This is a genomic window from Streptomyces niphimycinicus (genome assembly GCF_018883605.1).
GTDB classification, from domain to species: domain Bacteria; phylum Actinomycetota; class Actinomycetes; order Streptomycetales; family Streptomycetaceae; genus Streptomyces; species Streptomyces niphimycinicus.
Genome location: NZ_JAHLEM010000702.1, coordinates 1 through 875, shown reverse-complemented (window position 1 = coordinate 875; position 875 = coordinate 1). Strand labels below are relative to the sequence as shown.

Below are 875 nucleotides of genomic sequence, written 5' to 3'. Positions count from 1 at the left end.
CTAAGAGCTGTCCCGCAACTGCTGGTCACGGGTGAGATGATCTTGCTGTGTCTGGTGTGATCACGGCGTCGGAGCCGTCCTGGATAGCCCCGTTCACCGGGCTGAGCCCGCGTCAGTTCGGCAAGCTCATCACCGCGCTGCGGCGCGAGGGTGCAGACCCCGTCCGCAAGGGTCGGCCGTGGAGCCTGCCGCTGGAGGACCGGGTTCTGCTGGTTGCTGCGTACTGGCGAACCAACCTGACGCTGCGGCAACTGGCTCCGCTGTTCGGGGTGTCCAAGTCGGCCGCTGACCGCATCATCGACCACCTCGGCCCTGCGCTCGCGCTCCAGCAGCGCAAGCGGTTCCGCAAGGACACGGTGCTGATCGTGGACGGAACCCTGGTCCCCACCCGCGACCACACCGTCGCCGAGCAGTCGAAGAACTACAGGTACTCGACCAACCACCAGGTTGTCGTCGACGCCGACACCCGGCTCGTCGTTGCCGTCGGCCGGCCGCTGCCCGGCAACCGCAACGACTGCAAGGCGTGGGAGCTGTCCGGCGCCAAGGATGCCGTCGGGAAGACCACGGTGATCGCGGACGGCGGCTACCGGGGCACCGGCCTGGTCATCCCGCACCGCCGCGAGAAGGGCCAGACCGAACTCCCCGCCTGGAAAGAGGAACACAACACCTCCCACCGCAAGGTCCGGGCCCGCGTCGAGCACGCCTTCGCCCGCATGAAGGGCTGGAAGATCCTTCGCGACTGCCGCCTCAAGGGCGACGGCGTCCACCACGCGATGCGCGGCATCGCCCGCCTGCACAACCTCACCCTCGCCGGGTGACGGAGAAACGGGCAGGTCATCTGGCACGACAGAGCTCATTTACGGGACAACCCTTAG

General features: G+C 67.7%; 1 protein-coding gene. It reads left to right on the top strand.

The window, feature by feature from the left end:
* Positions 1 to 47 precede the first annotated feature (47 nt).
* Positions 48 to 818 (top strand): transposase, encoded by a 771-nt coding sequence (locus KN815_RS40620; protein ID WP_216346809.1) that lies wholly within the window; start codon positions 48 to 50, stop codon positions 816 to 818.
* Positions 819 to 875 lie beyond the last annotated feature (57 nt).